Origin of the sequence: Sphingopyxis sp. P1IMeth2, assembly GCF_900185685.1 — a bacterium.
In the GTDB taxonomy this organism is placed as follows: Bacteria; Pseudomonadota; Alphaproteobacteria; order Sphingomonadales; family Sphingomonadaceae; genus Sphingopyxis; species Sphingopyxis terrae_A.
The window spans coordinates 228,267-253,415 of the sequence record NZ_FYAT01000012.1 but is presented as its reverse complement, the minus strand read 5'-3'; the positions used below and the strand labels follow the sequence as shown (position 1 = coordinate 253,415).

The window sequence follows — 25,149 nt, the reverse complement described above, 5'->3', positions numbered from 1 at the left end:
CTGTCAACGTCCCCGGTTGAGCAGTTTGAGACTATCCCAGGCCGCCGCCTTGTGCGCTGGCCGGGCGAGGAGCATCGCGGGATGCGCGATTGCCACCGCCTCCACTTTGCCGCCATCATGGTTAAGATCGAGTAACTTTCCGCGCACATCGGCGAGCGGGCGTCCCGTCGCAATGCGCAGCATGTCGCTGCCGAGGAGCAGCAACCGCTGCGGCCGCGCCAGCGCGACATGGTGCCGCAGCAGTCGGTCGAGCTCTGCAGCGTCGCTTTCGTCGCAGCGGCCGCCCGCCGGGCGCGTCACTGCGAGGCTGGCGATATAACAGTCGCCGCGCGTCAGCCCGATCGCGCGCAGTATCGCGTCGAGTAACGGACCCGCCGGTCCGGTAAAGAGCGTCCCGTCACGCTGATCATCGACCTCGGGCCACGCGGTGAGGACCATCAGCGCCGAATCCGGCATTCCCTGCGGCAGCACGCGGCGCGCGTCCCACTGGCTGCCCGGCACGTCGGGGTGCTCGGCGAGCCAAAGCTGGAATTCGTCCCATTCGCCCGGCAAGGCGACCGGCCCCTTGGGTTCGTCATTTTGGGGCGCTTCGACGCGCTGGAGCGCGGCGGGCAGCGGGGCGGCCTCGGGTTCGGCAAGGACGGGGCTTCGCCGCGGTGCCGCAGCGTCATTGGCGATGGGCACGTCGAGCCAGCCGGCCGGCACCTCGCCGACCAGCGCATCGACGCCGGCCAGCGACCACCAGTCGCAATAGCTTTCCGCCAGCAAGGCTGAATTCCGCCCACCCATGAAAATGTTGAAACAGGAGGTTGACGCGCGCGTCAATTGGAAGGCATCGCAAATCGTGACAGAATGAGCGCCGCTTACGATGAATGATCGCGGCGGGGACGGCAGAAAGGGCTTTGAGGTGAGCGAACGGGAATCGATGCCTTATGACGTGGTGATCGTCGGGGCAGGGCCGGCGGGCCTTTCGGCGGCGATCCGCCTGAAGCAACTCGCGAACGAAGCGGGCAGTGAGCTGTCGGTCTGCGTGCTCGAAAAAGGGTCCGAAGTCGGCGCGCATATCCTGTCGGGAGCGGTGATCGATCCCAAATCGCTCGACGAGCTGCTTCCCGACTGGCGCGACCAGGGCTGTCCGCTCGCCGACGTGCCGGTGAACGACAATCAGCATTGGGTGCTGACGAAGAAGAAGAAAATCTCCGTCCCGCATCTGATTACGCCCGGCTTCATGCACAACAAGGGCACCTATACGGGCAGCCTCGGCAATCTCTGTCGCTGGCTGGCCGAACAGGCCGAAGGGCTGGGCGTCGAAATCTTCCCCGGCTTTGCCGCCGCGGAAATCCTGTACAACGACGATGGGTCGGTGAAGGGCGTCGCCACCGGCGACATGGGCATCGCGCGCGACGGCAGCCACAAGCCCGACTATGCGCCGGGGCTTGAGCTCCATGCGAAATATAGCTTCTTTGCCGAAGGCGTGCGCGGCCACCTCACCAAGATGCTGAAGCCGCAGTTCGCACTCGACGCCGATTGCGAGCCGCAGGTCTATGGCATCGGCATCAAGGAATTGTGGGACATCGATCCCGCAAATCACGCCCCCGGCCGCGTCATCCACACGCAGGGCTGGCCGCTCGATGCCAACGCCAATGGCGGCGGTTTCCTCTATCATCAGGCGAACGGGCAGGTAGCGCTGGGCTTCGTGACCTGGCTCAACTACCGCAACCCGCACATCTCCCCTTTCCAGGAGATGCAGAAGTGGAAGACGCACCCCGAGATCGCGAAGATTTTGAAGGGCGGCAAGCGCATCTCATACGGCGCGCGCGCGATCAGCGACGGCGGCTACCAGTCGGTGCCGAAGCTCGCCTTTCCGGGCGGCGCGCTGATCGGCGACAGCGCCGGCTTCCTCAACGTGCCGCGCATCAAGGGCACGCACACGTCGATGAAGTCGGGGATGATGGCGGCCGAAGCGGCTTTCGCTGCGGTCAGTGCCGGTCGTTCGGGCGATACGCTGACCGCCTATCAGGACGCCTATGACGACAGCTGGGTGAAGAAGGAGCTGAGTGTCGTCCGCAACGTGCTGCCGCTGGTCGAAAAATTCGGCGATCTGGCGGGGACGGTCCTGTCGGGGATGACCATGTGGCTCGAAAGCTTCGGCATCCGCATGCCGTTCACGATGAAGCATCACCCCGACAACACGACGCTCTATCGCGCCGATATGATGCCCAAGCCCGAATATCCGAAGCCCGACGGGGTGCTGACTTTTGACCGGTTGTCCTCGGTGTTCCTCTCGAACACCAACCATGAGGAAGATCAGCCGATCCACCTGCAGCTCAAGGATCCGACGATCCCGATCGAATATAATCTGCCGATGTATGACGAGCCCGCGCAGCGTTATTGCCCGGCCGGCGTCTATGAGGTTGTCGGTCAGGATGAGGGCGAACCGCGCTTCGTCATCAACGCGCAGAATTGCGTGCATTGCAAGACGTGCGACATCAAGGATCCGACCCAGAATATCAACTGGGTCACCCCCGAAGGCGGCGGAGGCCCCAATTATCCCAATATGTAAGTTCGCTCGCCGATCGATTCTCGCGCCGCTGGCGGCCACCCTGATGGTGGCTGCGGCGCCCGCTGCGATGGCGGCGGTCGATCCCGATCAGGCAGCGCTCGACGCGCTTGTCCGGGCGCGGCTTGCCGAAGAAGCAGGCAATCCCGCCGAGGCGCTGGCGGCGCTGCAATCGCTCGCAAGCCAGGCGCCCGATCTGCCGGGCTTGCGCGCCGAAATGCTCGAGCGCGCCATCGACGCCGGCGACCTCATCGCAGCGCGCAGTGCAGCGGCGGCGCTGTGGGCGAGCGGCGAGCAGCGGTTCGACGCGCGGCTCGTGCTCGTCGTCGACGCGATGCGGCGCAGCGACTGGAAGGGCGCGCGCGCCCTTCTGGGGACGGCGCAGGACGACAAGTCGGGCGGCGATGCGATATCGCGCCTGATCGATCCGGCGCTGGGCGCATGGGTTGATGCCGGGCAGCGCGCGCGCCAGCCCGAACGCGCGCTGGTGGCCGCCGCGACGCGCGGGCGCCCCGAACCCGCCTATGCGCTCGAAGCGGCGCTGGTTCAGCTTGCGGCCGGACAAAGTGATGCCGCCGTGGCCGCTGCCCTGGAAACAACCCCGACCGACCGGCTGAGCCAGCTCGTCGCGCTGCGCCTTGTCGCCAGCCTCGATGCTGCGCGGGAGAAGGATGCGGCGGGGACGCTGCGGTCGCGCATTGCACTGGCGGCGGGTGAGCGCGAGGATCCTCTGCTCTTGCTGCCCGAACAGGCGGTGACTAACCCGCGGGCCGGCGCCGCCCACTGGCTGGCGCTCGTCGCCGACACGCTTGCGCGGTTACCCAAGAGCAATGCACGCCTGCCGCTGACTTTCGCGCGCGCTGCGACCTGGCTCAACGATCAGGACTGGACCGCGCGCAGCGCGCTCGCCGACGCCTTGGCGCGCAGCGATCGTGCCGCCGACGGCGCTGCCTTTCTTGCCGGTCTTCGCGGACCCCTGCCGCCGGTGTTGCGGATGCGCCTTGCCGAACTGACGGCGGAGGAGGGTGATCGTGCGGCGGCGGTGAAGATGGCCGAGGACGCCGTCGCGGGCGATGCGCCGCGCAGCCTTCTCGTCCGTTTCGCCGATCTGGCGCGGCAGAGCGACGATGCCGCGGCGGCCGAGCGGGCCTATACGCGGCTCGAAGCCGCGCTCGGCGATGGCGACGACAGCGCTCCGCTGCGTGCGACCTTGCTTGTGGCGCGCGCCGAACTGCGGCTGCAGGCGAAGGATGGGGACGGGGCGGCGCCGCTGATGCAACGCGCGCTCGCGCTGCGCCCAAACGACCCGACGATCCTGAATTTTGTCGGCTATTCCGCGCTGGAGCGGCGGATCGATGTCGATCGCGCGCTCGGCCAGATCGAGGCGGCATGGAAGGCCGACCCGCAGAATGCGAGCATCACCGACTCGCTCGGCTGGGCCTATTTTCTGACCGGACGCACCGACAAGGCCGTCGAACTGCTCGAACAGGCGCAGCAGGGCGAGCCCGAAAATGCCGTGATTGTCGAGCATCTGGGCGACGCCTATTGGAAGGCGGGGCAACGCTTCCGCGCGCGCTATACGTGGCGGGCCGCGGCACTGCTCGCCGAAGAGGATATGGCGGCGCGCGTCGCGGCAAAGCTCGAAGGCGGGCTTACGCCGCAGACGACCGCGCCCTGATCGCGCCATGACCCTGTTCCACGAGACCGGCTGGGCAAAGATCAACCTCGCGCTGCACGTGCGGGCGCGGCGCGCCGACGGCTATCACGAGATCGAGACATTGTTCGCGTTCGTCGACGGCGGCGATGCGATTGCGGCGGCGGTGTCGGACGCCGATGATCTGACCATCGAAGGGCCGTTCGGCGACGGGCTGAGCGCCGGCGCCGACAATCTGGTGCTGCGCGTGCTCGCCTTGCTGCGTGATCGCTATGGCGCGGCTCGCGTGCCGCCGCTTGCCGTCCGCCTGACCAAGACATTGCCCGTTGCGGCGGGGATCGGCGGCGGCTCGGCCGATGCGGCGGCGATGGCGCGGCTGGTGCGGGCGCATTTTCTGCCCGACGTCGGCGATGCGGCGCTCGCGCGGCTCGTCGGCACGCTCGGCGCCGATATTGCCGCCTGCGTCGCCAGCGCGACCTGCCTTGGCGTCGGGACCGGCGCCGAACTCAGCCCTGTGCCCGAACTGGCGCTGGGCGGGACTCCGGTGCTGCTGGTCAATCCGCGCGCCCCCGTCGCGACCGGGCCGGTGTTCGCGGCCTGGGACGGCACTGATCGCGGCCCGCTGTTCACCGGCGCCGACCTGCGCGCGCAATTGTTTGCGGCGCGCAATGATTTGCAGCGCCCGGCGATCGCGCAATGCCCGGCGATCGCCGACATATTGACCGAGCTTGGCGGGCTGGGCCCGTGGCTCGCGCGCATGTCGGGATCGGGGGCAACCTGTTTCGCGCTGTTCGACGCGCCCGCCGAACGCGATGCCGCGGCGGCGGCAATCGCCGTGCGCCATCCCGGCTGGTGGCAGATGACGGGGGCGCTGCGATGAGCGAGGCGTGGCAACAACTAGGTACGCCGCGCGTCGGCGGGGTGCTGTTGATCGGCGATCATGCGTCGGCGGCCGTGCCGGCGGACATCGACCTCGGCATCGACCCCGCGCTGCTGTCGCAGCATATCGCGATCGACATCGGCGTTGCGGAAGTCGCGGCGTTGCTCGTCCGGAACGGCGCGGTCGACGCGGCGATTTTGGGCGGCGTGTCGCGGCTGGTCGTCGACTGCAATCGCGACGAGGATGCGCCGGGCGCGGTGCCTATCGCCAGCGACGGCCATGCGATCCCCGGCAACGCGCTCGATCATGCCGGACGCGAGGCACGGATTGCGCGCTTTTTCCGCCCCTATCACGATCATATCGCGGCGGTGATCGCCGCGCGCCGGCCCGCGATGATCCTTTCGCTGCACAGCTTCACCCCCACGCTCGCCAGCGATCCGGCGCAGGCGCGGCCGTGGCATGTCGGCGTTCTCTATAACGAGGACGCGCGGTTGGCGGCCGCAGCGATCGCAGCGCTCGGCGACGAGGGGCTGATCGTCGGCGACCAGCTTCCCTATTCGGGCAAGCTGCTCAACGCGACGATGAACCGCCACGCCGAGGCGAATGACATCCCCTATGTCGGGATCGAGATGCGGCAGGACCTGGTCGGCGATCCGCCGGGGCATGCGCTCTGGGCGCAGCGGCTGTCCAATATGGGCCGGAAACTGGGTTTGATTCTACCGCGTTAGGCGTGTAGAGGCGCCTTCTGTCGCCATTTTATGAAATAAAATTATCAGAAAGACGCTAAAATGCCTTCTTATCGTTCGCGAACCACCACCCACGGCCGCAACATGGCGGGCGCGCGCGGCCTGTGGCGCGCAACGGGAATGAAGGACAGCGACTTCGGCAAGCCGATCATCGCGGTGGTCAATAGCTTCACCCAGTTCGTGCCCGGCCACGTCCACCTCAAGGATCTGGGGCAGATGGTCGCGCGCGAGATCGAAGCGGCGGGCGGTGTCGCCAAGGAATTCAACACCATCGCGGTCGATGACGGCATCGCGATGGGGCATGATGGCATGCTCTATTCGCTGCCGAGCCGCGACCTGATCGCCGACAGCGTCGAATATATGGTCAACGCGCACTGCGCCGACGCGATGATCTGCATCTCCAACTGCGACAAGATTACGCCCGGGATGCTGATGGCGGCGCTGCGGATCAATATTCCCGTGGTGTTCGTGTCGGGCGGGCCGATGGAGGCCGGCAAGGTGGTTCTGAAGGGCAAGGAGGTCGCGCTCGACTTGGTCGATGCGATGGTCGTCGCAGCCGACGAAGCCTATAGCGACGAAGAGGTTGCGGCGGTCGAACGGTCCGCCTGTCCGACCTGCGGCAGCTGTTCGGGCATGTTTACCGCCAATTCGATGAACTGCCTGACCGAAGCGCTGGGCCTGTCGCTGCCCGGCAATGGATCGCAGCTCGCGACGCATGCCGATCGCAAGGCCCTGTTCCTGCGCGCCGGCGCGATGATCGTCGACATGTGCCGCCGCTATTATGAAGAAGGGGACGAGCGGGTATTGCCGCGCAGCATCGCGAGTTTCGAGGCGTTCGAAAATGCGATGAGCCTCGACATCGCGATGGGCGGATCGACGAACACCGTGCTCCACCTGCTTGCCGCCGCGCATGAGGCAGAGGTCGATTTCACGATGGACGACATCGACCGGCTGTCGCGCCGCGTGCCGTGCCTGTCGAAAGTCGCGCCTGCGAAGAGCGACGTCCATATGGAGGATGTTCACCGCGCGGGCGGGATCATGGCGATCCTTGGCGAACTTGAACGCGCGGGGTTGCTCCACGCGCATCTGCCGACGGTGCACAGCGCGACGCTGGGCGACGCGCTCAATAAATGGGACATTGCGCGCACCAACGATCCGGCGGTGCAGACCTTCTACCTCGCGGCTCCCGGGGGAGTGCCGACGCAGACGGCGTTCAGTCAGGACCGGCGCTGGGATTCGCTCGACCTCGACCGCGAAAATGGCGTGATCCGCTCAGCCACCCACGCGTTCAGCAAGGATGGCGGCCTCGCCGTCTTGTCGGGCAATCTCGCGCTCGACGGCTGCATCGTGAAGACCGCCGGGGTCGACGAGAAGATTCTGAAATTTGCCGGCCCGGCGAAGGTCTATGAAAGCCAGGATGCGGCGGTAGCGGGCATTTTGACCGGACAGGTCGAGGCGGGCGACGTCGTCGTCATCCGCTACGAAGGGCCCAAGGGCGGGCCGGGGATGCAGGAAATGCTCTATCCCACGAGCTACCTCAAATCGAAGGGGCTGGGCGCCGCATGCGCACTGATCACCGACGGGCGATTTTCCGGCGGCACGTCGGGGCTGTCGATCGGCCACGTGTCGCCCGAGGCGGCCGAAGGCGGCACGATCGGACTGGTCGAAAATGGCGACAGGATCGAGATCGACATCCCGAGCCGCACAATCACGCTGGCGGTCCCCGACGCCGAACTGGCGGCGCGACGCGCCGCGATGGAGGCCAAAGGTGAGGCTGCCTGGCAACCCGAAAAGGCGCGCCCGCGCAAGGTTTCGGTAGCACTTCAGGCCTATGCTGCGATGACGACGAGTGCGGCGCGCGGCGCCGTGCGCGACCTGTCGCAGTTGAAGGGCAAGGGATGAAATCTATCGCGGGGGCAGGGCTGCTGCTCGTTCTGGCGGGCTGCAATGCCGGTCCCGACAATGGCGCGCTGGCAGAGGCCGAAGCGCAGGGGTCGAAGGACGCCGCGATCAGCGGACGGATCGACTGCGCGCTTGGCGGCGCCAAGCTGTTCGACCGCACCTGCACCATCGCCGAAATGAGCAGCGCCGACGGCACCATCCTGATCGTCGGCCGCAGCGACAGCGGCTACCGCCGCCTGCAGGTGACAACCGATGGCCGCGGGGTCGTTTCGGCCGATGGCGTCGATCCGGCGAAGGTGACGGTGATCGGCGACGGGGTGATAGAGGTTGCGGTTGGCCCCGACCGCTACCGGCTGCCTGCCAACACCGGCGGAGCGAAGTAGCGCGACTTTTCCCGCTCGCATGGTAGGAAAGGGCATGTCCGTTCCCGCCGATGCACCGATCCTGACCGCTGCCGCGATGCGCGAGGCCGAGACCGCGACGGTGCGCGCGGGCGTGTCGCTTGGGGATTTGATGGAGCGCGCGGGCGCCGCGGTCGCCGATCTCGCCTGGCGCATGACGGCAGGCGCGCCGATCCTGATCCTTTGCGGGCCGGGCAATAATGGCGGCGACGGATATGTCGCGGCGCGCCGGCTCAAGGCGCGCGGCGCGGCGGTGAGGGTTGCCGCGCTTGGCCTGCCCACCACCGATCTGGCCAAGGCCGCGCGCGATGCCTGGGACGGACCCGTCGAAAGCCTGAGCGACGAAACGGCTGCGGCGCCATTGATCGTAGACGCGCTGTTCGGCGCCGGGCTGACGCGGCCGCTGGCCGATGATCTGGCAGCGATGTTGCGGCGCTTTTCCGAGCGGCGGATATTGTCCGTCGATGTGCCGAGCGGGGTTGCGAGCGACGGCGACGCCGACTGGCTGCCGCCGCTCGCTGCCGACGTGACGTTGGCGCTCGGCGCGCTCAAGCCCGCGCATGTGCTGCTGCCGACCGCACCCGCCTGCGGGCGCTGTCTGCTGGCACCGATCGGGATTGCGGCGGACCGCCATATGCAGACGCTGCCTGCTCCGACGCGCGGGGCGCCCGCCGCCGATGCGCATAAATATAGCCGCGGCATGGTCCTGGTCGCGTCCGGTCCGATGCCGGGCGCGGCGGCGCTGAGTGCGTCGGCGGCGCTGCGCGCCGGGGCGGGCTATGTCGTGCTCGAAAGCGATCGCCCGGCGCCGCTGTCGGCGATCATCGCCGAAGAGGGCGACGCCTTTGCCCGGCGGCTCGGCGATCCGCGTGTCGGCGCGTTCGTCATCGGCCCCGGCTTTCCCGCCGGCGATGCACTCGATGAACAACTAGCCGCCGCGCTGGCAAGCCGGACGCCGGTGGTGCTCGATGCGGCGGCGATCCCGGCCGCGCTTCCGAATCTCGAAGGCGGAGACAGGAGCGCGATCCTGACCCCGCACGCGGGCGAGTTCGCGCGCGCCTTTCCGGAAGCGACCGGCAGCAAGATCGACCGAGCGCGTGCCGCGGCGGCACGGGCGCGCTCCGTCGTGATCTACAAGGGCGCCGACACGGTGGTCGCCGCGCCCGATGGGCGGATATGCGCGGCCTGGCCCGGGAGCCCCTGGCTTGCGACGGCGGGGACCGGCGATGTCCTGGCGGGGGCGTGCGGCGCGATGCTGGCGCGCGGCGGCGACCCCTTCGATGCCGCGGTCGCAGCCGTCGGCTGGCATATTGCGCAGGCGCGGCGTATAGGCGCCGGCCTTGTCGCCGACGATCTTGTTGCCGCGCCGTTCTGACGAAAGCTACACCCGTGACCGAAACCGACCTGATTGTCCGCATCGCCGCGCGCGGCGACGGCGTAACCGCCGACGGTCGCCATGTCGCGGGCGGAGTTCCGGGCGACAAAGTGGCCGCCGACGGAACGCTCGTCGCCGGGCCGAACCACGCGGTTCCGGTCTGCCGACACTTCGGCAAATGCGGCGGCTGCCAGCTCCAGCATGTCAGCGAGGCGGCGCTTGCGGATTTCGTGCGCGAGCGCGTTGCCGGGGCGCTCGCCGGTCAGCAGGTGACGGCGGGCGATGTCCGCCTCGCGCGTCTGTCGCCGCCCCATAGCCGCCGCCGCGCGGTCCTCACCGCGATCAAGGCGGGCAGACAGGTCGCGATCGGCTTCAACGCCGCGCAGAGCAATCAGATCGTCGACATGCGCGAATGTCCGTTGCTCGCGCCCGAACTCTTCGCGCTGATCGCTCCGATCCGCGATCTGCTCGGACTTATCGCGCCGCAGCGGCGCCCGGTGAAGGTCAAGCTGCAACGGCTCGATCAGGGCGTCGAACTCATCCTCGAAGGCGTGAAGGCCGAGGGGCTCGATGCCGCGATGGCGCTGCAGGATTTTGCCGGCGCCCATGCGCTCGCGCGGTTCGCCATCGATCAGGGCGACGGGCTCGAAATCCTGTGGCAACCCGAACCGCCGACGGTGTGCTTCGGCGACATTGCCGTGGAAGTGCCGCCCTTTGCCTTTCTGCAGGCGACGACTGCGGGCGAAGCGGCTCTGCTCGGCGCGGTGCGCGAGGCAATCGGCGATGCGCCTGCGGTGGCCGATCTGTTCGCGGGCGTGGGCACCTTCGCGCTATCGGTGCAGGCGGGACGGAAAGTCTACGCCGCCGAGGGCGCGCGCGATGCGATCGCTGCGCTGACGGGGGCCGCAAACCGCGCGCGGGCGCTGGTCGCGACCGAGCATCGCGACCTGTTCCGGCGGCCGCTGGTGCCTGCGGAGCTCGACCGCTTCGGCGCCGTGATCCTCGACCCGCCGCGCGCCGGCGCCGAGGAGCAGGTGAAGCAGCTTGCCGCCGCGGCGACGCCCGTGATCGCTTATGTCAGCTGCAATCCGGCGAGCTTTGCCCGCGACGCGAAGTTGCTTGTCGCGGGCGGCTATCGACTCGACTGGGTGCAACCCGTCGGCCAGTTCCGCTGGTCGACCCATGTGGAACTGGCCGCGCGGTTCAGTCGCTGATCAATGCAGCACGAAACCCATGAAGGCATGCAGACATAGCGCGATCAGCGCGAGACTGGCGAGCGCGAAGATGGCAAAGCGCCACATCACGCGGTTGACCGTCGCCTGCACAATGCTGTGGACGATACGCAGGCCGACATAGGCCCAGGCGATCTGGGCATTCAGCCCGCCGCCCATGCCGCCGACCGCGAGCGCTAGCGCGACGGCATAGAAGACCGTCGGCTGTTCCATCAGATGGTTATAATTATGGGCTTTCCACTGCACCTCGGGCGGAAGCACCTCGTCGAGCCCGCGCCCGGTCGTACCGACCAGATTCTTCGCGTCGATCTTGGCGCGGTTCATCGCGGGGATGCGCGTCGCATACATCCACACCCACATGGCCATCGACCAGAGCGCGAGCGTCGCGACCGGCCCCAATATTGCATTCGTGTCCATGATATCCCCCTCAGCCCAAGGTTGCGATAACGGCCAGCACCGACAGCGCGAGCAGGCAGAATGTCGATAGTGCAAACAGCGCGAAACGCACCGGAACCCGGTTGACCGTCGCCTGCCACAGGCTGTGCACGATGCGCAGCACGACATAAGCCCAGGCGAAGCCCTGCGTCAGCGCCGTGTCACCACCCGACAGGTGCAGAAAGACGATCACCGCATAGAAGAGCGTCGGCTGTTCGAGCAGATGCGTGTAATTGTGCGATTTCCAGTTCACGCCGGGCGGCAACACCGGCTCCAGATCGGCGCCGCGACCGCCGGGCTGCGCCGTTTTGACGTCGATTCCGGCCTTCGCCATCGCCGGGAAGCGCGTTGCCGCAACCCAGACGAGCATGATGAGCGTCCAGAGCACGAGCACCGCGCCGGCCGCCAGCAGATTTCCTGGCATAAAGTCCCCCTTGTCCTCGCGGCTCGTTCACGACCTGGCCGCCTGCGCGCGATGCTAGGGCGTGCGTCGCAATATGCAACGGAAACTGATGTCAGGGAGCGCCGCGCGCCAATTCGTCGCGGATCGCGGCTCCGTCGCCGTCGATCCGCGGCGCGAAGCGGGGTTCGACATGCGGCGCGGAGCCATAGCGCACGGGCGAGCGCATCTCGAAAAAGGAGCCGACGTCGGGATGCTCGCGCCGGTGGAAGAAGCCCGAGGCGCGCAAATGCGGATCGTCGATCACATCGTCGAGATCGCGCGCCACCATCGCCGGGATATCGTTGGCGGCAAAGATTTCCAGCCATTCGGCACTGGTCTTCGCCGGCGTCTTGCGCGCGATTTCGGCATAGACGAGCGACATATGGGTTCCGGCGGCGCGCGCCGCCTCGAACGCCGGACTTACGAGCAGCGCCTCGCTGCCCAGCAAGGTCATCAGCCGCGCGGTCGATTCGGGCGTATAGGGTACGATCGCCAGATAGCCGTCGGCGGTGGGGAAGGGCTGGCGGCTCGGATCGAGCTGGCGCGGATAGCCGGCAGGTCCGATCGGCGGGTCGAGCGCGGCATCGCGCAGATGTTCGGTGAGCATGAAGGCCGCGAAACATTCAAACATCGGGACTTCGACGGCCTGGCCTTCGCCAGTGCGCAATTTGTGGACCAGCGCGGCGAGAATCGCCTGCGCGCCGAACTGGCCTGCGATCTTGTCGGCGATCAGCGAGGGAAAATAGCGGGGCCGCGGGTCGCCATCGACGCGCGGCAAGAGGCTGGTCGTCCCCGTCGCCGCCTGGATGACGTCGTCATAAGCCTGGAGGTCGGCATAGGGGCCATTCTGGCCGAAGCCGGTGCCATGGACGTAGATGATATCGTCCTTCAGCGCCTTGCAACTCGCATAGTCGAAACCGAGCCGCTCGATCGCCTTGCTGCGGACGTTGTGGAAGAAGACGTCAGCCCCGGCGATCAGATCGCGCAGCACGGCGGCATCGGCGGGCTGCTTGAGATCGAGCGCGATCGAGCGCTTGCCGCGATTGACGGTCAGATGGATCGATCCCATCGTCGGGTCGCTGCGCGCGGACCCCAGATAGCGCGATACGTCGCCGAGGCCCGGGGCCTCGACCTTGATGACCTCCGCTCCAAGATCGGCGAGCATCTGCGTGGCATAGGGGCCGAAGATGACCGTGGTCAGGTCGATGATGCGGATGCCTGACAACATGGTCATGCCCGCGCGCGCCCTGCCTGCGCACGCCGCCATCTCGATCGTGCTGATGACGTCCGCATTGCTTGTCCTCCCATCTGCTTTGCGCCGCCACGATAGAATGGTTGCGGAACAAAACGGAAGGGCAAATCCGCCAGCGGATCAATTGTCTATTGCGAGCGGAAGGTCGATGGTCGCGGCGAAGCCCTCACTGTCGCGGGCAAAGTGCAAGCGTCCGCCGATCGCCCGGACCGCGCGGTCGGTGATCGCCAGCCCGAGCCCCGCACCGTCGCCGCCGCGTGCGCTATCGCCGCGGGCGAAGGGGCGCAGCATCGCTTCGGCCTGGCCGGCGGACAGCCCCGGCCCGGCATCGCGGACCACGATGCGCAGCCGGTCGCCCGCGATCCGGGCGGTAAGTGATATCGGTGCGGCGCCGTGGCGCAGCGCGTTGCCGAGCAGGTTGGCGACAGCACGGGCCAGCGCGTGCGGGCGCGTACGGATGACGATATTGTCGCCGAGCGATATTGTCGCGCCGTCCGTTGCCCCGCAATCGGCGACGATCTGGCGCAGCAGCGGCGCGAGATCGGTGCGCGCGATCGTTTCGGATTCGAACCCCCGCGCGAAATCGAGAAATTGGCCGAGCATGGCTTCGATGCGGTCGACCTGCCGCACCGCGACATTTTTGAGCTCGTCGTCGCCGCGGATCATCTCGAGCGACAGGCGAAGACGGGTAAGCGGGGTGCGCAGGTCGTGACTGACGCCGCCCAGCATCAACGCGCGGTCGGCATCGTTGCGGGCCAGGCGCTGGGTCAGCCGGTTGAAGGCGGTCGCAACCGCCGCGACCTCGGCCGGGCCGTCGGTCGCAACGAGCGGCGACAGGCGTTCGGGGTCATAGGCGTCGACCGAAGCGGCGAGACGGCGCAGCGGGCGATCGAGCCGGCGCTGCAGGAACAGGCCGGCGATTGTCGCGACGAGGAAGGCCGCCGCAAGCGCGGCGAGCAGGCTGGTCATCGCGCTGCGCCGACGCGGCGGTGTCACGCTCACCCAATAATCATCGGGGCCGAGCGCAAGCCTGATCCACAGCCGCCCGCGCGTGTCGGTAATCCAGTCGAGCTTGTGCTGTGTCGTCAGGCGCGCGGCGAGCGCCCGCATGAACCTATATTCGATGAAGGTGGGAAAACGCTGCCCGTCGGTCGGGGGAGCGGAAACGGGGCGGATCAGCAAATGCGATCCGTCGCTGAGGTCGGCGATCACGGCTGCGCGGCGATCGGCTGGCAGATTTCCCACTGTCGTCGACAGCGCATGGATCATGTCGGCGGTCACGTCGGCGACGCGTGTCGTTTGCGGGCCGATCACCCATATCTGCACCAGCAGCCCGGCGAGCAGTTGCCCCGCGAGCACGACGCCGATCAGCATCGCGACGTTGCGACTGAACAGCCGCCTAAGCATCGGTGCCCGGCGCCAGCACATAGCCGACGCCCCATATTGTCCGGATGAAGCGGGGATTGGCGGCATCATCGCCAATCGCCTTGCGGAGACGGCCGATCTGCACGTCGATCGCCCGGTCGGTCACTTCGGCGTCGCGCCCGAGCGCGCGGTCGATCAACTGCGCGCGGCTGAGCGGCCGTCCGGCGCTCCGCGCGAGCGCGGCGAGCAGTGCGAATTCGCGCGACGAGAGCGTCAGCGCCTGATCTTCGCGGCGCACCGACATGGCGGAAAAGTTGATGACGAAGGGCCCGATGGTCACCACCTCGTCGCGCAGCGTTGCCCGGTCAGTCGAAAGACGGCGAAGCAGCGCATTGATGCGCGCGACCAGTTCGCGCGGGAGAAAGGGTTTGCCGAGATAATCGTCGGCGCCCATTTCCAGGCCGAGCACGCGATCGACCGGATCGCCGCGCGCGGTCAGCATGATGATCGGGATCGTCTCGTCGCGCTCGCGCAGCCGGCGCACGATCGCCAGCCCGTCTTCGCCCGGCATCATCAGATCAAGCACGATCAGATCGGCCGGATCGCGCGTCAGGCTGATATCCATCGCCTTGCCGCCGTCGGCCGCGCGTACGGCAAAACCATGCTCGGCCAGAAAGCGCTGGAGCAATGCGCGCAGTTCGGGATCGTCGTCGACAATCAGGATGCGGGGTGGCTTGGCGTCCATGGACCCGACATGCCAGCCCGGTGGCACCGTCGCCAGAACCAAAGATGTGACAAAGCATGTCGAAGCGGCACCTGTGTCGCATTTTGCCGCACAGTCGCGTTTGGCCGACATCGCCGCGATACAGGGCAGGGGCATTGGACGCTGGTCTTCACCATCAGGAAGGATGAAACCGATGAACACCCCCTCCCGCATTTTGACCGCCTTCGTCGCGACCGCTGCGCTTGCCGCCGTTACCACCGCCGATGCTCGGCAGGGTTCGTTCCGCGCCCGCGGTTCGAACGGCGTCGTCGCCGGCAGCGCAGGGCCGAAGGGCGGCGTGATCCGCGGCCGCGGCGCTGTACAGAACGGCGATGGATCGGTGACCACGCGCTCGGGCGGTGCGTTCCGCGGTGCCAATGGAAGCAAGGGCAGGCGCCAGTCGACGACGACGGTAAAACCCGACGGTTCGCTGACCCACAGCGGCAGCGCGTCGGCCACCGGCGCGCGCGGCACCTTCGACAGCAGCGGCGCCGTCGCGCGCGCAGCCGACGGAAGCTGGTCGGGCGGTCGTTCGACGAGCGCCACCAATTCGGCAACCGGCACCAGCTATTCGGGATCGACGACGATCGATCCCGCGACGGGCAAGCCTGTTCACAGCGGAACTTGCACCGACGCGTCGGGCGCCGTCATCCCCTGCCGTTAACCGGGGCCTCCCCCCTCCAGACCCACCCCGGTTGGGAGGGGCGTCCCCATCGCCCCTCCCGTAACGGCATCGAGACGCTATCAGGATATTTATGCGAATCAGGACTGTCTTGCCGCTTGCCGCCTTTGCGGCGTTTCTTCCGGCAATGGGTGCGCTGGCCGCGCCCGGCGGCGATTTCGAACGCGCTGCGCAGGAATTGCGCGACGCCGACCGCAATGGCGACGGCGCCGTAAGCCGCGCAGAGTTTCAGCACTATCGCGTCGGCCGCTGGGCGAAGATGGATCGCAACGGCGATGGCTATTTCAGCAGGGACGACTTGCCCGCGCTGGCGCGGTCGCGCTGGGATGGCGACCGCATGACGCAGCTGCGCCGCGATTTCGACAAGAATCGCGACGGTCGCATCTCGCGCGCCGAGTTCGTCGGCGGGCCGATGCCGATGTTCGATGCCGCCGACAGCAACCGCGACAATCAGGTCAGCAAGGCCGAACTGCAGGCGTTGGGGCAAAAGGCGAAAGCGCGGTAGCCCGACCTGCGGGCGCAATGGAAAAAAGGGCTGGCGCATCGCTGCGCCAGCCCTTTTTCGTTTGGCTTTTTCCGCTGGCTCAGAAGAGCTTGGTCACCGTCGCGCTGCGGCGTTCCTGCTCGACTTCGCCGGTGTAGAGGCTCACCATCGGTTCGTCGCTGACGACGTGGGTTTCCTCGGCACCGAAGCCATTGAACCGCGTCCGCATCGCGCAGCCATAGGCGCCGAGAATGCCGATCTCGATGAAATCGCCGGCCTTCACATCGGCCGGGAGATAGAAGGGGCCCGCCATATGGTCGAGGTCGTCGCACGTCGGACCATAGAAGCTGAACGCCGTCATCTCGTCGCTCGCCGTCTCGCGGATCAGCGAAACGGGGAAGCGCCAACCGACATGCGCGGCATCGAACAGCGCGCCATAGGCACCGTCGTTGATATAAAGCTCTTCGCCGCGGCGTTTTTCCACGCGCACGATCAGCGAGCTATATTCAGCCGACAGCGCGCGGCCCGGTTCGCACCACAGCTCGGCCGAATAGCTGATCGGCAGACTCTCGAAGCTGCGGTGGATCGTGTCGAAATAGGCGTCGAGCGGCGGAGGCTCCATGCCCGGATAGGACGACGGAAAGCCGCCGCCGACATCGATGATATCGACCGTCACCGCGGCCGCCACGATTGCCGCGCGCACACGTTCCATCGCCTGCGCATAGGCGTGCGGCGTCATCGCCTGGCTGCCGACGTGGAAGCAGATGCCCAGAGCATCGGCCGCCTGACGGGTCGCCATCAGCAGTTCGGCGACATCTTCGGGCTCGGCACCGAATTTGGCGGCGAGGCTCAGCTTCGAATGATCGGACGAGACGCGCAGACGGACGAGCAGGTTGAGATCCTGCGCGCCCTCGGTCGCGCGGACGATCTTTTGAAGTTCGTCCATCGTGTCGAGCGAGAAGGTGCGCACGCCATATTTGAAATAGGCTTCGTGGACGGCTTCTTCGGCCTTGACCGGGTGCATGAAACACAAGGTGGCGCCGGGCAGCGTGCGGGCAACGAGACGCACTTCCGCGATCGAGGCGACGTCAAAATGGGTGACGCCCGAATCCCACAGCACGCGCAGCAGATCGGGCGACGGATTCGCCTTGACCGCATACATGGTCGTGCCGGGAAATCGCTCGATGAAGAAACGCGCTGCGCGCCGCGCGGCGTGCGGGCGGACAAGCGTAACAGGTTCGACCGGCGAAAGTGCCTGAATCAGCCCGTGGGCGCTATGATGCTGGTGCAACTCAAGGGACCCCCAAAATTAACGTTAAACATCAAAGGCTGCCTTGCGGTTATTGGAAGTCCCCCTGGGGCAGCGGGGTGCGCATATATGGCGGGGGGTCCCCCCTGTAAAGACCCATATCGGACCGCGCGTTAACTTCTGGCGTTCAGCCGAGCCGCGCTTTGAAATCCTCATAGGAAAAGCGCCGTATCTCCGTCAGTTCGTCGCTCTCGCTATCCCACAGCCAGATAGATGGCAGCGGGACGCCGTTGAAGCTGTTCGTCTTCACCATCGAATAATGCGCCTGATCGAGGAAGGCGAAGCGCTGGCCGATGCGCGCGCCACCGGGCAGCCGGTAATCGCCGATCACATCGCCGGCGAGACAGGACGGGCCGCCGAGCCGAACCGGCTTGCCCGTGCTTTCCTCCCCCAGCATCGCCGGGCGATAGGGCGCCTCGATGACGTCGGGCATGTGGCAGGTTGCGGAAATGTCTGTGATGCCGATCGCCATCCCATTGTCGAACAGGTCAAGGACTTCTCCGACGAGGATGCCCGCATCAAGCGCGACGGCTTCGCCGGGTTCGATCATCACGTCGCAGTCGGTCGATGCGCGCACCTGCTTCAGGAAGGCGATTAGGTCATCCGTTTGATAGTCGGCGCGCGTCACATGGTGGCCGCCACCGAAATTGATCCATTTGAGCTGGCGGAAAAAGGGACGCAGCATCGGTTCGACCGCCGCCCAGGTGCGCGCGAGCGGAGGGAAATCCTGCTCGCACAGCGTGTGCATATGCACGCCATCCACACCGTCCATATGTTCGGGCAAAAGCTGGCTGATCGGAAAACCGAGCCGGCTGCACGGCGCCGCGGGGTCATATTTGGGGACATCGCCTTCGCTATGCTGCGGATTGATGCGCAGCCCGACATCGAAGGTCACACCCTTGGCGCGCAATTCGGCGAGCAGCGGACGGAAGCGTGCAATCTGTCCCGGCGAATTGAAGATCAGATGATCGGACAGCGCCGCTATTTCGGGCAGATCCACTTCCTTGTAGCCTGCGCAATAGGTTGCAACCTCGCCGCCATATTCCTCGCGGCCGAGCTTGGCTTCGTAAAGCCCCGAGGCGCACACCCCGTCGAGATAGTGCGCAACCGTCGGGCCGAGCGGCCACATCGAAAAGGCCTTGAGCGCGGCAAGCACCCGCGCGCCCGACGCGTCGCCGATGTGGCGGAGGACCGACAGGTTCGCGCGAACCTTCGCCGCATCGACGACGAAGGCCGGTGAAGGGACGCGGTTTAGGTCAAAATGGGCGAAGGCTCCGGGGTCGCCGGCACGGGTTTCCATGATATCGTTCCTGTCAGGCCGCGATCGGCCCCTTGAAGATGAAAAAGGCGCCCGCCGCGATCAGTGAAAAGCCGACGAGATGATTCACCGTCAGCTTCTCGCCGAGCCAGAAGACCGCGAAGCCCGCAAAGATGATGAGCGTGATCACTTCCTGCAAGGTCTTGAGTTCGGCGGCGGTGTAGACGCTATAGCCGATCCGGTTCGCCGGAACGGCCAGGCAATATTCGAAGAAGGCCAGCCCCCAGGCGAGCAGCACCGCGAGCCAGATCGGCCGCGACATGTCGCCGAGGTGGCCGTACCAGGCGAAGGTCATGAAGATGTTCGAGACGAACAGCAGGCCGATCGGCAGAAGATAGGCGATCATTTCTTCTCTTTCGTCAGCGGCAGCACGTCGTTCAGCAATGCGGCAAAGAAATGTCCCGGCTCTTCGACCATCGGCATATGCGCAGAATGTTCGAGCCACACGAGCGTCTTCGACGGCGCCTTGACCTGCGCGAACCAGTCGGCGGCGACCGGTGAAGGAACGGTATAGTCGTGGCGGCCGAGCAGGAAGATCACCGGGACGTCCATCCTGTGCACACCCCGGAAGCTCACATCGGCAAGACGCGGCCACAGCGTCTTTACCGAAAATTCGCTGCCCTTGCCCCACGCCTGAACGTCGGCGGCGGAATATTCGGGCGAAAGCCGTGGGGTCTGGAAATAATATTTCAGATCGGGCTTGTTGTAGATCAGCGAGCCGTAGGGGATCGCATATTTGCGCCAGCCATCGGCTTTCTCGATCGTGAAGTTGCCCTGCGGATAGGGCGCGAGGCCGTCGATCGCTGCAACGGCCTCCTTGTTCCCGGCGGCCAGCGCCTTTGCACGTGTCCAGGCCATGCCGGCTTTCTCGCCCTCGCGAAAATCTATGCCTTGGCCGACGCCGACATAGGCGTAGAGCAGATCGGGGCGTTTGACCGCAACCGACAGGCCGACGATCGAGCCCCAACTGTGGCCCATCAGGACGACCTTGCGCTTGCCATAGCGTGTCTTCAGCAGTTCGATCAATTCGATGGCGTCGTCGCGGTAACGCTCGGGCGTCATCGTCGGCGCGAGCGCCACCGGATCGTTCAGCGGATAGCTGCGCCCGGCGCCGCGCTGGTCGTACTGGACGACCGTGAAAACGTCCTCCCACGGCCGCTGGAATGCCCATGCAAAAGGCATTTCGACGGCGCCGGGGCCACCGTGAACGAAAACGAGAATCGGGTTGTCGCGGTCCGCGCCGCGCACGTTCACAACCTGCCGCGCGCCGCCCAGCGTCGCTTCGAACGTCTCCTGCACACCGTTCGGCGTGACGATCTTGCCGATGTCGGCAACAATGGCGCGCGCGGGAGCATAGGCGTCGTCGGTTTGGGCGGCAGCGGGGGCGACGCAGGCCGCGAGCAGAGCAAGTGCGGCTATTCGAAGTCTCATCGATGATCCAACCCTCGTCGTTCCCGCGAAAGCGGGAACCCAGTTCAGACGTTGCTACCGGGTTCCCGCTGTCGCGGGAATGACGAAATTGAAAGACGTGGCGTCAGAAATCCAGCGGCGCGTCGAGTTCCTTCACCTGCCAGGGCAGGCCGTGCTTCATCAGCATGTCCATGAAGGGGTCGGGGTCCATCTGTTCCATGTTGAACACCCCCTTGCCGGACCAGGTGCCGGTGACCATCATCGCCGCGCCGATCATCGCGGGGACACCGGTCGTATAGCTGACCGCCTGATTGCCCGTCTCGGCATAGGCGTCTTCATGATCGCAGATATTGTAGAGATAGAGCGTCTTTTCCTTGCCGTCCTTGCCAAGGCCGGTTGCGATGACGCCGATATTGGTCTTGCCCTTCGTCGTCTCGCCGAGGCTCGACGGTTCGGGGAGAACGGCCTTCAGGAACTGCAGCGGGATGATTTCCTTGCCTTCATACATCACCGGGTCGATCCGCGTCATGCCGACATTCTGAAGCACGGTCAGGTGCTGGATATAGGCATCGCCGAAGGTCATCCAGAAACGGATGCGCTTGATCTCGGGCAGATGGGTTTTGAGGCTTTCGATTTCCTCATGATACATGAGGTACATATTCTTCGGGCCGACCGCCTCGAAGTCGAATTGCTGCTTCACCGACATCGGCGGTGTTTCGACCCAGTCGCCATTTTCCCAGTGGCGCGCGACCGCGGTCACTTCGCGGATGTTGATCTCCGGATTGAAGTTGGTCGCGAAATGCTGACCATGGTCGCCGCCGTTGCAGTCGAGAATGTCGAGCGTGTCGATGCGGTCGAAATGATGCTTGCGAAGCCAGGTCGTGAACACACTCGTCACCCCCGGGTCAAAGCCCGAGCCGAGCAGCGCCATCAGGCCGGCGTCCTTGAACCGGTCGTCATAGGCCCACTGCCAGTGATATTCGAACTTCGCCTCGTCGCGCGGCTCGTAGTTGGCAGTGTCGAGATAGTGCGCGCCGGTCGACAGGCACGCCTCCATGATCGTGAGATCCTGATAGGGAAGGGCAAGGTTGACGACATGCGTCGCCCCCACCGAGCGGATCAGCGCGGCGGTCGCGTCGATATGGTCGGCGTCGACCTCGGCGGTCTTGATCGTTACGCCGGTGCGTTCCTTGACCGATTCGGCGATCGCATCGCATTTGAACTTGCGGCGGCTGGCAAGGGTGATGTCGGGAAAGATATCGGGGTTCATCGCCATCTTGTGAACCGCAACCGATCCGACGCCACCGGCGCCGATCACCAGAACCTTGGTCATTCGAAAATCTCCTGTCGCGGCGATCATCGCCGCTTGTCTTGTATGCCGCGCCCTATAGGACGAAGCCATGACACAGCAAAGCCCCGATCCCTTGCCCAGCCCTGACCGCGCGCCGAGCCTCGCCGGAGTGGAACGCGCGGCGGCGAAAGTCGCTGCACTCCTGCCGCAAACGCCGCTCCTGCCGCTCGATGTTGGCGGCCGAACGATATGGTGCAAGGCCGAATGCCTGCAACCGGTCGGCGCGTTCAAGATTCGCGGCGCGTGGCACCGGCTGACCGACCTGACCCCAGATCAGGCGGCGGCAGGTGTGGTTGGCGTATCGAGCGGCAACCATGCCCAGGGTGTCGCCTGGGCGGCGAAGCGGCTGGGGATCAAGGCGACGATTGTGATGCCAAACAACGCGCCGCAGATGAAGCTCGCGGCAACACGCGCGCTCGGCGCGGACGTCGTGCTTTATGACCGCGTTACCGAATCGCGCGATGCGGTCGCCGCAAGGTTGCTCGACGAGCGCGGCGGCACGCTCGTCCATGCCTATGGGGACCCGTGGATCATCGAAGGGCAGGGGAGCGTGGGGATCGAGGCGCGCGCTCAGCTGGCCACGCGCGGCATTGTGGGGCCCGACAAGGTCGTCGCCTGCTGCGGCGGCGGCGGTTTGTCGGCGGGACTGGCGCTCGCCTGTCCCGATGCCGAGATCGTCGCTGTCGAACCCGAAGGATGGGACGATGTAACCCGCAGCCTCGCCGCCGGCAAAATCTTGTCGGTCGAGGATCTGGCGGCGCCGACCGAATGCGACGCGTTGCAGACGCCGCAGACGTGGCCGATCAATTTTGCGGTGCTGCAGGCGCGGGGCGTGCGCGGCGTGGTCGTGACGCGCGATGAAGTGCGCCGCGCGATGCGCGTTGCGTTCGAAAAGCTTCATCTCGTCGTCGAACCCGGCGGCGCGGCGGCGCTGGCGGCGGTCCTTGCGGGAAAGGTCGAGCCGGGCGAGGCGACGCTGGTGACACTGTCGGGCGGCAATGTCGATCCGCAAAAATATGCCGAGATCATTGCCGGCTGAGCCATCAAGGATATTTGTCGGCGCTGGCGCGTTTACGAAGGCGAAGGAGACGCAAGATGACGAAGACCATGGTTCTGGCCAGCGCCGCGGCGATGGCCCTGCTCGCGGGTTGTCAGAAGGCCGAAGCGCCCGCCCCGACACAGACCGAAACGACCGAGGTTCCGGTCGAAACCGCAATGCCGGCCGATGCTGCTGACACCGCAGCCGGGAGCGATCCGGCTACTGCACCGCACCGCTTTGCCAGTTGGGCTGGAAAGTGGACGGGGGTAGAGGGCATGTACGTCACCATCACCCCGACCGAACCCGAGCATTACAAGCTGGAGATGCAATCCGATCTCGACACCAAGGGCACATATGACGGTTGGGACAGCGAGCATGGCATCAAGTTCAAGCGCGGCGACGAGGAATTGAGCCTGCATCGCGGCAACGGCGACGATACCGGCCTCAAATATCTGGCGGGCAAGAAGGAATGCCTGATCGTGAAAAGCGGCGAGGGCTATTGCCGCGACTAATTGGCCTCCATCCCGGCAGCCCGACCTCTGCCGGGATGTCGGGATAGGATCATAATTTTCGTCCGTGTCGCCGATTTGTCATCGAAACGACGCGGGAATCGCAACATAGGCTGCCATGCGCGGCCCCGGATGCATTGCTTTTCCGGGAGACCATGACCGATGGCCAGCCAAGCAAACCTCAAGATCGCCACCGCCGTCGTGCGCGAGGATGCCGACCAGAAACAGCGCCTGCTCGACCGCGCCTTTGCGCTGGCCTTCAAGGGCCTTGTCTATGCCCAGATATGGGAAGACCCGGTGGTCGACATGGAGGCGCTTGCGATCGAACCGGGCAACCGGATCGCGACGATCGCAAGCGGCGGTTGTAACGTCTTCTCCTATCTGACCGCCGACCCCGGCGAGATCGTCGCGGTCGATCTCAACACCGCGCATGTCGCGCTCAATCATCTGAAGCGCACGGCGGTCGAGCGTCTGCCTGATCATGCCAGCCTTCGCCGCTTTTTCGGCGATGCCGACAGCAAGCTGAATATCGCCGACTACCAGCATTATATCGCGCCGCATCTCGACGCGGTCAGCCGGGCTTATTGGGAGGGGCGCGATCTCGCGGGACGGCGCCGGATCGGGGGCTTCGCACGCGGGGTCTATCGGCGCGGCCTGCTCGGCAGTTTCATCGGCCTTGCGCATCTGGCGGCGCGGCTGAACGGCGTTGATCCGCGTGTGTTGCTGACCGCGGAAAGCGTCGCCGAACAGCGGGCAATCTTCGACGCGAAATTCGCGCCCTTTTTCGACCGCGGCTTCATTCGCTGGGTCACGGCACAGCGGTCATCTCTTTTCGGGCTCGGCATTCCGCCGGCGCAATATGATGCCCTGGCGGGCGGCAAGCCGATGGCCGACGTCCTGCGCGCGCGGCTCGAAAAGCTGGCCTGCGATTTCCCGCTCGCCGAAAATTATTTCGCCTGGCAGGCGTTCGGGCGCGGCTACGCCAAGGATGATAGGGCGCCGCTGCCGCCCTATCTTCAGGCCCGCCATTATGATGCGGTCAAGGCGCGGGCGGGGCGCGTGGGGATGCTCCACGCGAATATGACCGACATGCTGGCAGCGTCGGACGCCGCGAGCTTCGATCGTTATGTCTTCCTCGACGCGCAGGACTGGATGAGCAACGCGCAGCTTGCGGCGTTGTGGACCGAGGTTACGCGCACCGCGCGGCCGGGCGCGCGCGTGCTGTTCCGCACCGCGGCCGAACCCAGCCTGCTGCCGGGGCGCCTGCCCGACGATCTGCTGCGCCGCTGGGACTATCGGGCCGAGGACTCGGCGGGCTTCACGCGCCGCGATCGCTCGGCGATATATGGCGGCGTGCATCTCTATGTGCTTCGGGACGCCGGCATATGAGCGGCCATGGGGCGTTGATGGACCGCGTCTATCGCGGTCAGCGCCACATCTATGATGCTACGCGCAAATATTATCTGCTCGGCCGCGATGCGCTGATCGCCGATCTGGCGCCGCCGGCGGGTGGCAGCGTGCTCGAGATCGGTTGCGGGACGGGCCGCAATCTGATCGCCGTCGGACGGGCATGGCCCGAGGCCGAGCTGTTCGGGATCGATATATCGGCGGCCATGTTGGAAAAGGCCAACGCATCGCTTGCAAAGGCCGGGATTGCGGCATCGCTCGTTCGGGGCGACGCGTGCGATTTCGACCCGGTGGCGCTGTTCGGTCGTCTTACCTTCGACCGCGTCTTCATCAGCTATGCGCTTTCGATGATCCCCGACTGGCGGGCGGCACTCGCCCAAGCGGCGCGCTGCGTCGCACCGGGTGGACGGCTTGAGATTGTCGATTTCGGCCAGCAGGACGAATTGCCCGGCCTGTGGCGCCGATTGCTGTTCGGCTGGCTGTCGCATTTTCACGTCGCGCCGCGCGCCGATCTGCCGATCGCGGTCGCGAACCTGGCGGGGGAGGCCGACGCCGCACGGGTCAACTGCGATCGGCTCTATCGTGGATATGCGATCCGCGCGGGCCTCGCGCGGCGCTGAAAAACTGCTATCC

The 25,149-nt window shown here is 66.0% G+C and carries 25 protein-coding genes; 14 read left to right on the top strand and 11 right to left on the bottom strand.

The window, feature by feature from the left end; all coding sequences use genetic code 11:
• Positions 1-3: 3 nt before the first annotated feature.
• Positions 4-789 (bottom strand): uracil-DNA glycosylase family protein, encoded by a 786-nt coding sequence (locus P1IM2_RS08030; RefSeq protein WP_234178763.1) that lies wholly within the window; start codon positions 787-789, stop codon positions 4-6.
• Positions 790-907: 118 nt separating this feature from the next.
• Between P1IM2_RS08030 and P1IM2_RS08025 the strand changes: the two genes are divergently transcribed.
• The 8 genes from P1IM2_RS08025 to P1IM2_RS07990 are packed head-to-tail and all read left to right on the top strand — an operon-like array spanning position 908 to position 10,732.
• A complete protein-coding gene (locus tag P1IM2_RS08025; protein WP_186402081.1) occupies positions 908-2,563 on the top strand; it encodes an electron transfer flavoprotein-ubiquinone oxidoreductase in 1,656 nt (551 codons plus the stop codon).
• 43 nt (positions 2,564-2,606) lie between these two features.
• The gene (locus tag P1IM2_RS08020; protein ID WP_186402080.1) at positions 2,607-4,238 is read left to right on the top strand and encodes a tetratricopeptide repeat protein; all 1,632 of its coding nucleotides are present in this window, start codon (positions 2,607-2,609) and stop codon (positions 4,236-4,238) included.
• Positions 4,239-4,245: 7 nt separating this feature from the next.
• On the top strand, positions 4,246-5,094 hold the full coding sequence (locus P1IM2_RS08015) for a 4-(cytidine 5'-diphospho)-2-C-methyl-D-erythritol kinase (protein WP_186402079.1): 849 nt from the start codon (positions 4,246-4,248) through the stop codon (positions 5,092-5,094).
• Entirely contained in the window at positions 5,091-5,822 is a 732-nt protein-coding gene (locus tag P1IM2_RS08010) for an N-formylglutamate amidohydrolase (protein ID WP_186402513.1), read from the top strand. The genes P1IM2_RS08015 and P1IM2_RS08010 overlap by 4 nt, the downstream gene beginning before the upstream one ends.
• A gap of 60 nt (positions 5,823-5,882) precedes the next feature.
• Positions 5,883-7,742: a dihydroxy-acid dehydratase gene (gene ilvD, locus P1IM2_RS08005; RefSeq protein WP_186402078.1), complete on the top strand. Its 1,860-nt coding sequence runs from the start codon at positions 5,883-5,885 to the stop codon at positions 7,740-7,742.
• Positions 7,739-8,125, top strand: a complete 387-nt coding sequence (locus tag P1IM2_RS08000) for a hypothetical protein (RefSeq protein WP_058811537.1) — start codon at positions 7,739-7,741, stop codon at positions 8,123-8,125. Before ilvD ends, P1IM2_RS08000 begins: the two co-directional genes overlap by 4 nt.
• Before the next feature lie 34 nt (positions 8,126-8,159).
• A complete protein-coding gene (locus tag P1IM2_RS07995; RefSeq protein ID WP_186402077.1) occupies positions 8,160-9,518 on the top strand; it encodes an NAD(P)H-hydrate dehydratase in 1,359 nt (452 codons plus the stop codon).
• A gap of 14 nt (positions 9,519-9,532) precedes the next feature.
• On the top strand, positions 9,533-10,732 hold the full coding sequence (locus P1IM2_RS07990; protein WP_186402076.1) for a class I SAM-dependent RNA methyltransferase: 1,200 nt from the start codon (positions 9,533-9,535) through the stop codon (positions 10,730-10,732).
• Here P1IM2_RS07990 and P1IM2_RS07985 read toward each other — a convergent pair whose 3' ends face one another.
• The 5 genes from P1IM2_RS07985 to P1IM2_RS07965 form a co-directional block, all read right to left on the bottom strand.
• On the bottom strand, positions 10,733-11,167 hold the full coding sequence (locus P1IM2_RS07985) for an MAPEG family protein (protein WP_186402075.1): 435 nt from the start codon (positions 11,165-11,167) through the stop codon (positions 10,733-10,735). It abuts the gene before it with no gap.
• A gap of 10 nt (positions 11,168-11,177) precedes the next feature.
• Complete coding sequence (locus P1IM2_RS07980; protein ID WP_058811540.1) at positions 11,178-11,609, bottom strand: MAPEG family protein; 432 nt, start codon at positions 11,607-11,609, stop codon at positions 11,178-11,180.
• A 91-nt stretch (positions 11,610-11,700) separates the two neighbouring features.
• Complete coding sequence (locus P1IM2_RS07975) at positions 11,701-12,861, bottom strand: CaiB/BaiF CoA-transferase family protein (RefSeq protein ID WP_186402074.1); 1,161 nt, start codon at positions 12,859-12,861, stop codon at positions 11,701-11,703.
• Positions 12,862-12,999: 138 nt separating this feature from the next.
• Positions 13,000-14,286, bottom strand: a complete 1,287-nt coding sequence (locus tag P1IM2_RS07970) for an ATP-binding protein (RefSeq protein ID WP_234178767.1) — start codon at positions 14,284-14,286, stop codon at positions 13,000-13,002.
• Positions 14,279-14,989 (bottom strand): response regulator, encoded by a 711-nt coding sequence (locus tag P1IM2_RS07965; protein WP_186402072.1) that lies wholly within the window; start codon positions 14,987-14,989, stop codon positions 14,279-14,281. Before P1IM2_RS07965 ends, P1IM2_RS07970 begins: the two co-directional genes overlap by 8 nt.
• A 172-nt stretch (positions 14,990-15,161) precedes the next feature.
• Here P1IM2_RS07965 and P1IM2_RS07960 point away from each other — a divergent pair, with 172 nt between their 5' ends.
• Positions 15,162-15,671 carry a hypothetical protein gene (locus P1IM2_RS07960; protein ID WP_186402071.1) on the top strand — a complete coding sequence of 170 codons (510 nt, stop codon included), beginning with the start codon at positions 15,162-15,164 and terminating at the stop codon, positions 15,669-15,671.
• A 91-nt stretch (positions 15,672-15,762) separates the two neighbouring features.
• Complete coding sequence (locus P1IM2_RS07955; protein WP_062902610.1) at positions 15,763-16,194, top strand: EF-hand domain-containing protein; 432 nt, start codon at positions 15,763-15,765, stop codon at positions 16,192-16,194.
• A gap of 79 nt (positions 16,195-16,273) precedes the next feature.
• On the opposite strand, the gene P1IM2_RS07950 is transcribed toward P1IM2_RS07955, so the two are convergent.
• From P1IM2_RS07950 to P1IM2_RS07930, 5 genes are all read right to left on the bottom strand, one after another.
• Positions 16,274-17,464, bottom strand: a complete 1,191-nt coding sequence (locus P1IM2_RS07950) for a type III PLP-dependent enzyme (protein ID WP_062902609.1) — start codon at positions 17,462-17,464, stop codon at positions 16,274-16,276.
• A 145-nt stretch (positions 17,465-17,609) separates the two neighbouring features.
• Complete coding sequence (locus tag P1IM2_RS07945) at positions 17,610-18,782, bottom strand: carboxynorspermidine decarboxylase (protein ID WP_186402070.1); 1,173 nt, start codon at positions 18,780-18,782, stop codon at positions 17,610-17,612.
• A gap of 13 nt (positions 18,783-18,795) precedes the next feature.
• Positions 18,796-19,146 (bottom strand): DMT family protein, encoded by a 351-nt coding sequence (locus P1IM2_RS07940; RefSeq protein ID WP_003043688.1) that lies wholly within the window; start codon positions 19,144-19,146, stop codon positions 18,796-18,798.
• Positions 19,143-20,231, bottom strand: a complete 1,089-nt coding sequence (locus P1IM2_RS07935; protein WP_062902607.1) for an alpha/beta fold hydrolase — start codon at positions 20,229-20,231, stop codon at positions 19,143-19,145. Before P1IM2_RS07935 ends, P1IM2_RS07940 begins: the two co-directional genes overlap by 4 nt.
• Before the next feature lie 103 nt (positions 20,232-20,334).
• Positions 20,335-21,543 (bottom strand): saccharopine dehydrogenase family protein, encoded by a 1,209-nt coding sequence (locus P1IM2_RS07930; protein WP_186402069.1) that lies wholly within the window; start codon positions 21,541-21,543, stop codon positions 20,335-20,337.
• Positions 21,544-21,610: 67 nt separating this feature from the next.
• Between P1IM2_RS07930 and P1IM2_RS07925 the strand changes: the two genes are divergently transcribed.
• The 4 genes from P1IM2_RS07925 (at position 21,611) to P1IM2_RS07910 (ending at position 25,136) form a co-directional block, all read left to right on the top strand.
• Positions 21,611-22,600 carry a threonine/serine dehydratase gene (locus P1IM2_RS07925; protein ID WP_186402068.1) on the top strand — a complete coding sequence of 330 codons (990 nt, stop codon included), beginning with the start codon at positions 21,611-21,613 and terminating at the stop codon, positions 22,598-22,600.
• Between the two features lie 56 nt (positions 22,601-22,656).
• Positions 22,657-23,112: a hypothetical protein gene (locus P1IM2_RS07920; RefSeq protein WP_186402067.1), complete on the top strand. Its 456-nt coding sequence runs from the start codon at positions 22,657-22,659 to the stop codon at positions 23,110-23,112.
• Between the two features lie 159 nt (positions 23,113-23,271).
• On the top strand, positions 23,272-24,498 hold the full coding sequence (locus tag P1IM2_RS07915; protein WP_186402066.1) for a DUF3419 family protein: 1,227 nt from the start codon (positions 23,272-23,274) through the stop codon (positions 24,496-24,498).
• Complete coding sequence (locus P1IM2_RS07910; RefSeq protein WP_186402065.1) at positions 24,495-25,136, top strand: class I SAM-dependent methyltransferase; 642 nt, start codon at positions 24,495-24,497, stop codon at positions 25,134-25,136. Before P1IM2_RS07915 ends, P1IM2_RS07910 begins: the two co-directional genes overlap by 4 nt.
• Positions 25,137-25,149: the final 13 nt, after the last annotated feature.